This is a genomic window from Streptococcus sp. 2342 (assembly GCF_013276795.1).
Taxonomy (GTDB): Bacteria; Bacillota; Bacilli; order Lactobacillales; family Streptococcaceae; genus Streptococcus.
In genome coordinates this window covers 1-6,993 of sequence record NZ_VMLR01000017.1, presented here as the reverse complement: position 1 = coordinate 6,993, position 6,993 = coordinate 1, and the positions used below count along the sequence as shown (strand labels likewise).

Here is a 6,993-nt window from a genome sequence, read left to right as displayed (position 1 = left end):
GTCAGTAACCATACCTACGGTAAGGCGACGCTGACGTGGTTTGAAGAGATTTTTGAAGAGTATTAAGGAGCAAAACGGATGCAGACTGCTTCGGGAACATGGAAGTCGTTGGAGAGTTCTGCTAGACGACCATTGTCACAATTACGTTTAAAGATAGTTGCATTGTCAGAGTCTTGGTGGACAGCAATGAGAAATTTTTGGTCGGGTGTCAAATCAAAATCACGTGGGGTCTGACCATGCGTTGGAACGATTTCTAGCAATTCTAAGCTACCATCCGCAAGGATGGTATATACTGCGATAGAATCATGGCCACGGTTAGAAGCGTAGAGGTATTTACCGTCTTTAGAGAGACGAATAGCAGCGGTTCCATTAAAGCCTTCGTAAGCTTCTGGTAAAGTTGAAATGACCTGCATACGTTCAAATTCGCCAACGCCATCGTAGATTAAAACCTCGATAGTGCTATTGAGTTCACAAATGAGATAAGCGATTTTATAGTGGTTATGGAAAACAATATGACGAGAACCAGCTCCAGGAATACTATTGTAGGTATAGAGCTTAGATAATTTCCCTTCTTGATCAAGGTCATAAGTAATAACTTGGTCAGTTCCTAAGTCGCAGGTTACTAGATAGTGGTCAGGTGTTAAATCTGTATAGTGAACATGGGGGGAAGCTTGATTTTCATGTGGACCTTGGCCACTGTGTTGATCCATATCACTAAGTAGAAGACTACCATCCTCCTGACGTTTATAAACAAGTACCTGTCCTTTGTGGTAGTTGGCTGCGTAAACCAAATCACGCTTTTCATCAACGGCAACATAACAGTGGGGAGCTCCCTCCTCAACGACATGATTTAACAAAGTCCCGTCAGTTTGATAGGCTGCAATGCCCCCCTTATCGTCTTGACTACCAACTGTGTATAAATGTTGGTGCTGGTCAAAGGCAAGGTAGGTTGGACTTGGCTCAGCTGCAAAAAGTTCTAGGTTTGAAAGCTGACCAGTTTCTGTATCAAAGTCAGCCTTGTAAATCCCTTGGGAAGTACGACGTGTGTAAGTTCCAAAATAAACAGTTTCTTTCATAACGTTACCTCTATATAAAGATAAGACTATTATATCACAAAAACAAGTCAATTAAAGACATCCAATTAGATGTAAGCACTTTAAAAAAATAATTGATTGTTTTTTTGAAAAATATAATAATATTGAGATTGTTTTCCTTACTTTTCTTCTTAAAAGTGCTATAATGAATTCATAAAATGTTTAAAGGAGTCCTTACTATGAAAAAACGAATTTTTCTAGCAGCTGGTGTAGCTATACTCTCGGCGGCTATGCTAGTAGCGTGCTCAACAGGTGGTAAAGATGCTACTAAACCTGTTACCTATACCTATGTCTTCTCTACAGACCCTACGACTCTGGATTATACAGTTTCTGGTAACAAGAGTACAAAACAGGTCACAGGGAACGTTATTGACGGTCTACTTGAAAATGACCAATATGGAAATCTGATTCCATCAGTTGCAGAAGATTGGACTGTTTCAAAAGATGGTTTGACTTATACCTATAAAATCCGTCAGGGTGTCAAATGGTATACCAATGAAGGCGAAGAGTATGGTGAAGTCAAAGCTCAGGACTTTGTAACTGGTCTGAAGCACGCAGCTGATAAGAAATCACAGGCTCTCTATTTGGTACAGGATTCTATCAAAGGATTGGATGACTATGTAAATGGGAAAACAACAGATTTCTCTACTGTTGGTGTAAAAGCGACAGATGATTATACGGTTGTTTACACTTTGAACCATCCAGAATCTTTCTGGAATTCCAAGACAACAATGGGCGTTCTTGCCCCAATTAGCGAGGACTTTTTGGCTTCTAAAGGAGATGACTTTGGGAAGGCGACTGATGTAACAAGCATTCTTTATAATGGTGCCTACCTCCTCAAGGGATTGACATCTAAATCTTCTATTGAGATGACCAAAAATCAAAACTATTGGGATAAGCAAAATGTCTTTATTGATGATATTAAATTGTCGTTCTTTGATGGTCAGGATGCCGATTCTCTTGGACGTGGTTTTGATGAGGGACATTATCCAGCTGCTCCTCTCTTTAAAAATTCTGCCAATTATGAACGTCTAAAAGAAAAATACAAGGATAATATTGTATATGGTCAACAAAGAGGTGGCGTATTCTATATGTCTACTAATATTGATCGTGTAGCTTATAACCATACTGCTAAAACAAGTGATGCGGAAAAATCATCCACTAAAAAGGCTTTGTTGAATAAAGATTTCCGTCAATCCTTGGCTTTCGCTGCAGATCGTACGGCTGCAGTATCTCAAGTATTTGGGGACGAAGTGGCACCTCGTAAATTACGTACAAGTTTTACCCCTCCAACATTTGTCCAAGTTGGAGAGCAGTCGTTTGGGCAAGTAGCTAAGGCAGAACTGGATAAGTTGGATAGCGCTTGGAAAGACGTGAGTCTTGATGATGCACAAGATTCACTTCATAATGTAGACAAGGCTAAAGCTAAATTTGAAGTTGCTAAGAAAACACTTCAAGCCGATGGAGTACAGTTCCCCGTTCATTTAGACCTTCCAGTTTCCTCTACTCAGACAGATTTTATTCGTCAAGCCCAATCTTATAAACAATCCATTGAGGAAGCCTTAGGCTCTGAAAATATAGTGATTGACATTCAACAAGTTTCTGATGATGAATTGGGAAATATGACAGTATTTGCAACATCAACTGACAATATTGATTGGGATATCAATGTAAATAGTGGTTGGAGTCCTGATTATGCAGATCCATCAACCTATTTAGATGTATTTGATCCAACATCTGGCCCAACTCTTCTAGGAGCACTTGGTGTAGCACCAGGTACAGATAATCCGGCAATCAAAGCTGTTGGTTTAGATAAGTTTAAAGAGTTAATTACGGATGCTAGTGGTGAGAAAACAGATCTGCAAAAACGTTATTCTAAATATGCTAAAGCTCAAGCTTGGTTAACAGATAGTGCCTTGGTTATTCCTGTATACTCAGATGGTGCCCAAATGCTAATAACGAAGAAAGTTCCAGGTAGCGGTGCAGATGGTTGGGTAGGTGATAAGACAAGTGAACACAGCTACAAGTACCAAAAATTACAAGACAAGATTGTAACGTCTAAAGAAATGGATGAGTTCCGTAAGAAATTTGCTGATGAAAAAGCCAAATCAAATGCTGATTATCAGAAGAACTTAGACCGTCATATTCAAGACTAATCGAATCTCCTCTGTTGAGGGGATTTTTTTATGTCGCTGTCTCCATGTAAGCACTTTAAAAAAGAGTTATTTTGCTTTAAAAATGGTATAATGAGAGAACGATAGAAAGGAAGTATTTATGGAGCAAAAAGAGAAACATTTTAGCCTATCTTGGTTTTTTAAGTGGTTTTTAGATAACAAGGCCATTACGGTATTTTTAGTAACCTTATTATTGGGACTGAATCTTTTTATTTTAAGTAAGATTAGTTTTCTATTTTCACCTGTTTTGGACTTTTTAGCGGTTGTGATGTTGCCAGTCATTCTGTCTGGTTTACTATACTATTTACTGAATCCTATTGTTGATTGGATGGAGAAGCATAAGGTTAATCGCGTCATAGCTATCACTATTGTCTTTGTCATCATCGCTCTCTTTATCATTTGGGGCTTGGCAGTCGCCATTCCAAATCTGCAACGTCAGGTTTTGACCTTTGCAAGAAACGTTCCTGTTTACTTAGAAGATATAGATAGGATTGTTAATGGATTGGTAGCCCAGCACCTGCCAGATGATTTCAGACCTCAGTTAGAGCAAGTTTTGACAAACTTCTCTAGCCAGGCTACAGTTTGGGCAAGTAAGGTTTCATCTCAGGCAGTCAACTGGGTGAGTGCCTTTATTAGCGGGGCATCTCAAGTTATTGTTGCCTTGATTATCGTTCCTTTCATGCTCTTTTATCTCTTGCGTGATGGGAAAGGCTTGCGTAACTATTTGACCCAATTTATGCCAAGAAAATTGAAAGAACCTGTTGGACAAGTTTTATCAGATGTGAATCAACAGTTGTCCAACTATGTTCGAGGACAAGTGACAGTGGCTATTATTGTAGCAGTAATGTTTATGATCTTCTTCAAGATTATCGGTCTACGCTATGCGGTTACGCTTGGTGTTACTGCTGGTATTTTAAATCTGGTTCCTTATCTTGGTAGCTTTCTAGCCATGCTTCCTGCCCTAGTATTGGGCTTGATTGCTGGACCAGTCATGCTTTTAAAAGTAGTGATTGTCTTTATCGTAGAACAAACTATTGAAGGCCGTTTTGTCTCTCCATTGATTTTGGGAAGTCAATTAAATATCCATCCCATTAATGTTCTCTTTGTTTTGTTAACTTCAGGATCTATGTTTGGTATTTGGGGAGTCTTACTCGGTATTCCAGTTTATGCCTCTGCTAAGGTTGTCATTTCAGCGATTTTTGAATGGTATAAGGTAGTCAGTGGCCTATATGAACTAGAGGGAGAGGAAGGGAAGAGTGAACAATAGTCAACAGATGTTACAGGCTTTGGAGGAGCAAGATTTAACTAAGGCTGAGCATTATTTCGCCAAAGCTTTAGAAAATGATTCAAGTGATCTTCTGTATGAGTTGGCAACTTATCTTGAAGGGATTGGTTTCTATCCTCAGGCCAAGGAAATTTACCTGAAAATCGTAGAGGATTTTCCAGAGGTTCATCTTAATCTAGCTGCAATTGCTAGCGAGGATGGTCAAATCGAGGAAGCCTTCGCTTACCTTGAGGAAATCCAAGCTGACAGTGACTGGTATGTTTCGGCTTTGACTCTAAAAGCAGACCTTTACCAGATGGAAGGTTTGACAGATGTGGCGCGTGAGAAATTATTGGAGGCCTTGACTTACTCAGAGGATCCTCTCTTGATATTGGGCTTAGCAGAGTTGGATAGTGAGTTGGAAAATTACCAAGAAGCTATTCAAGGCTATGCCCAGTTAGATAATCGTACTATTTATGAGCAAACAGGCATTTCTACCTATCAACGAATTGGCTTTGCCTATGCCCAGTTAGGGAAATTTGAAACGGCTACTGAGTTTTTAGAAAAAGCTCTGGAGTTAGAATACGATGACCTAACAGCTTTTGAGCTGGCCAGTCTTTACTTTGATCAAGAAGAATATCAAAAAGCCACCCTCTACTTTAAGCAGCTTGATACCATTTCTCCTGATTTTGAAGGATATGAGTATGGGTACAGTCAGGCCTTACATAAGGAACATCAAGTTCAAGAAGCCCTGCGTATCGCTAAGCAAGGGTTGGAGAAAAATCCCTTTGAAACTCGTCTCTTGCTAGCTGCTTCGCAATTCTCTTATGAATTGCATGATGCTAGTGGTGCAGAAAATTATCTCCTTACTGCAAAAGCAGACGCTGAGGATACAGAAGAAATCTTGCTTCGTTTAGCCACTATTTATCTGGAGCAGGAGCGTTATGAGGATATTATAGACTTGCAAAGTGAGGAGCCAGAAAATCCTTTGACCAAGTGGATGATTGCTCGTTCCTATCAAGAAATGGACGATTTGGATACTGCCTATGAGCATTACCAAGAGTTGGCAGGAGATTTGAAGAACAATCCCGAATTTCTGGAACACTATATCTATCTCTTGCGTGAATTGGGCTACTTTGAGGAAGCAAAAGTCAATGCACAAGCTTACTTAAAACTGGTTCCAGATGATGTGCAGATGCAAGAACTGTTTGAGAGATTGTAAGAATTAATATATTACAGAAAACTGCAAGTTATTACTCGACAATAACTGCGGTTTTTTATTTTTAAAATGTATTGTTTTTAACTAATACTCAATGAAAATCAAAGAGCAAACTAGGAAGCTCGCCGCAGGCTGCTCAAAGCACTGCTTTGAGGTTGTAAATAAGACTGACGAAGTCAGTCACATATATATGGAAAGGCGACGTTGACGCAGTTTGAATTCGAAGTATAAGTATATTCTCTTGAAAAAAGTTTTAACTAGAACTATAATATAAAATTATGAGTGGTAGAGGAGGGAAATAATGCTTGATACGATAGCTCTACTGATTGAAGTCCGACATATTATTCTCATTTTATTGTCTTGTTTTTCCGATTTTATAATTGGCTATGAAAGAAAGTGTAAGCACAAGCGGGCTGGGAGAAAGACTCATATTTTGGTTGTCTTAACTGCAAATTTAATGATGATTTTATCAAAAGAAGCTTTTTTAGATACGCCTAATGATGATACTTCTAGGGTTGCGGTCCAGATTGTTAGTGGTATTATTTTCATGAGGGATAAAAAATCAGTGCTGTCACCACAGTAGCTGGTATTTGGGCAACTGCAGATATTGGAATGGCGATTGGAGCAGGTTTTGCTTTTCTAGGCTTATTTTGTAGTCTAATTGTAGTCTCTGTTCAGAAAAGCAGCTCCAAATTTTTGAAAAGCGATACCCATTATTATATCAGAATGACTGGATTTGTAACCAATAAACCTCCCATATATACCTTGAATATTCTCATTGAACAGAAGGGATTTTATAATTTAAATATTGATATGGACAGAAATGAAAGTACTTATAATCTCACAATTAGAGCAGATCACGATAAATCCATTTCCTCCAAAAATATGGCTGAGGTTTTATGGCAATGTGACGAGAATTTTTATATAAATCAGGTTAAGATTGTATCATTAGAAGGATAGAGTTTTGTTTTCATAGCAAAACTCTTATTTGTGAATGGGAAAGATACTTCTTATTCCCTATACTATGTATCAGGAGGAATTGATATAAAAACATCAGATTAGCGCAGATAACAGAATGAACTGGGAATATCTTGAAAACAAAGATTATTTTATAAGCTTTGGAATCGTTTTCTGTCACAATCTTTCGGGAAAGTAGTTGCTAAAAGATATCTAAAAAATTTTAAGGAGAATCTATCAAATGGATTTCACATGGGCAATTAAATATGCCACTGAATTTTTGGG

6 protein-coding genes are annotated in these 6,993 nt (G+C 38.5%); 5 read left to right on the top strand and 1 reads right to left on the bottom strand.

The annotated features are described in order from the left end of the window. Positions 1 to 62: 62 nt before the first annotated feature. Positions 63 to 1,076 (bottom strand): lactonase family protein, encoded by a 1,014-nt coding sequence (locus HT689_RS09385; protein ID WP_173226501.1) that lies wholly within the window; start codon positions 1,074 to 1,076, stop codon positions 63 to 65. Positions 1,077 to 1,273: 197 nt separating this feature from the next. Between HT689_RS09385 and HT689_RS09380 the strand changes: the two genes are divergently transcribed. The 5 genes from HT689_RS09380 to HT689_RS09855 all read left to right on the top strand — a co-directional run bounded on the left by HT689_RS09380 (position 1,274) and on the right by HT689_RS09855 (position 6,711). After that, complete coding sequence (locus HT689_RS09380; RefSeq protein ID WP_173226503.1) at positions 1,274 to 3,250, top strand: peptide ABC transporter substrate-binding protein; 1,977 nt, start codon at positions 1,274 to 1,276, stop codon at positions 3,248 to 3,250. Positions 3,251 to 3,368: 118 nt separating this feature from the next. Next, positions 3,369 to 4,535 (top strand): AI-2E family transporter, encoded by a 1,167-nt coding sequence (locus HT689_RS09375; protein WP_173226505.1) that lies wholly within the window; start codon positions 3,369 to 3,371, stop codon positions 4,533 to 4,535. Next, positions 4,525 to 5,754 (top strand): tetratricopeptide repeat protein, encoded by a 1,230-nt coding sequence (locus HT689_RS09370; RefSeq protein WP_173226507.1) that lies wholly within the window; start codon positions 4,525 to 4,527, stop codon positions 5,752 to 5,754. Before HT689_RS09375 ends, HT689_RS09370 begins: the two co-directional genes overlap by 11 nt. Positions 5,755 to 6,052: 298 nt before the next feature. After that, positions 6,053 to 6,334 (top strand): MgtC/SapB family protein, encoded by a 282-nt coding sequence (locus tag HT689_RS09860; RefSeq protein WP_240148095.1) that lies wholly within the window; start codon positions 6,053 to 6,055, stop codon positions 6,332 to 6,334. A 29-nt stretch (positions 6,335 to 6,363) separates the two neighbouring features. Then, on the top strand, positions 6,364 to 6,711 hold the full coding sequence (locus tag HT689_RS09855; RefSeq protein ID WP_240146938.1) for a hypothetical protein: 348 nt from the start codon (positions 6,364 to 6,366) through the stop codon (positions 6,709 to 6,711). The last annotated feature ends 282 nt before the right edge of the window (positions 6,712 to 6,993 follow it).